We start from the raw sequence: 1734 nt of genomic DNA, 5'->3' as shown, positions 1-1734 counted from the left end.
AAACTTACATTCCTCAGCAAAAAAAATAATTAGGAATTTTGAAGACTAATCGAGTAAGATGTTTTCTTTAAGGGATTAAACTAAACGGCTAAAAGTTATGCAGATAGATACGCAAAACGTTGATCATTTAGGATTGGTAGCTGGAATGTGTGAGGAGATAGGGTTAGTTGGCCTTATTGATCAAGCAGTAGGTAACCAGGCGAAGAATAAGCATCTAACCTATGGGCAAACTGTTAAATGCATGATCTTAAATGGATTGGGATTTGTAAGTCGGACGCTTTACATGTATTCTGAGTACTTTGAAGACAAACCCATCGATCATTTGCTAGGTACGCCAGTCATTCCCGAGCAAATTGATGATAATGTTTTAGGGAGAGCGCTGGATAAGTTATTTGAATTGGGAGTGACCGAGCTTTTTACTAAGATAGCTCTGCATACAATCAAAGTGCTTGGCATCCAAGTAAAAAGTTTACATTTGGATGCAACAAGTTTCCATGTAGATGGAAACTATGAGAGCCTATTAGAACAAGGAGAAGCGTGCATTCGTCTAGTGCAAGGCTACAGTAGAGACCACAGGCCTGATTTAAATCAAGCCGTCTTGCAACTTATCACCTCCAATGAAGGCAATATTCCTTTATACATGCAAGCTGCTGATGGCAATAGCAGCGATAAAACAGCCTTTACGCAAATTGTTGGCGAACATCTTAAAAGCTTTCGGCAAGCCGTAGAGAATCGTTATATAGTAGGAGACAGTGCTCTTTATACGCCAGCTACCTTACAAGTTTTTAAAGAAGAACAAAGCTTATTTGTCACGCGTGTGCCCATGCAAATCAAAGAGGCTAAAGAGCTCATATTTGAAGTGACTTACGACAAGACGGTAGAAATAACAGAAGGCTATCGAGCTTTTGAGAGCACCTCCTGCTATGCCGGTGTTGAACAAAGATGGGTAGTTATTTTTAGCCAAGCGGCCTATCAAAGAGAATGCCGCACTTTAGCCAAGCATTATCTTAAGGGCAGTGAAAAAGAATCTAAAGCTTTCTTTAAGTTTATAAAGCAAGAGTTTTCATGCCCCAACGATGCTAAGCGCCAATTAGATAAGTTTGCAAAAAAGCTTAAATATATACAAATTATAGAACCTCAAGTTATAGCAACTCAGAAGCATGCTATGTCTGGTCGACCCAAAGCTGGGCAAGTACCTTCTATACTTAGCTATCGCCTAGAAGGTACAGTAGCTTGCTCTTTGCTTAACAAAGCAGAGTTAGAGAGGAGCAAAGGGTTTTTCATCTTAGCAACTAATGACATGGATGTAACTGCTTTTCCTGCTCAAGAGTTATTGAAAACATATAAAGCACAGCAAAGTGTAGAAAGAGGATTTAGATTCTTGAAAAGCCCCGATTTCCTTGTCTCTTCTTTCTTTTTAAAAAAGCCAGAAAGGATAGAAGCTCTTTTAATGGTAATGACTCTATGTCTTTTAATCTATTCTGCGCTTGAATATAAAATTCGAGAAAAATTGCGAGAAAATGGTGAGAACTTCTTAAATCAGCTTAAGAAACCTACGCAAAAGCCAACCACACGCTGGGTGTTTTTCTGTTTCCTAGGCCTACATATGGTTTTTATTGACCATAAAAAATTGCAAATTACCAATCTGAAAGAACGTCATAGAATTATCCTTAGATGCTTAGGGCCTCCTTACCAAAAATTCTATTATTCTGAAATGTGGTGAGAAATCACGGG

At 38.6% G+C, this 1734-nt stretch carries 1 protein-coding gene; it reads left to right on the top strand.

The genetic code is table 11. From position 1 onward, the window contains the following. Nucleotides 1-97 precede the first annotated feature (97 nt). A complete protein-coding gene (locus DB41_RS10215) occupies nucleotides 98-1723 on the top strand; it encodes an IS1634 family transposase (RefSeq protein WP_039386973.1) in 1626 nt (541 codons plus the stop codon). Nucleotides 1724-1734: the final 11 nt, after the last annotated feature.

Origin of the sequence: Neochlamydia sp. TUME1 (genome assembly GCF_000813645.1) — a bacterium.
Classification (GTDB): Bacteria; Chlamydiota; Chlamydiia; order Chlamydiales; family Parachlamydiaceae; genus Neochlamydia.
The sequence above is the reverse complement of the archived record's forward strand: the minus strand, read 5'-3'. Positions and strand labels throughout refer to the sequence as shown.

Excerpts from the sequence above, each read along its gene's own strand:
- DB41_RS10215 (WP_039386973.1), top strand. The coding sequence starts at position 98 with ATGCAGATAGATACGCAAAACGTTGATCATTTAGGATTGGTAGCTGGA.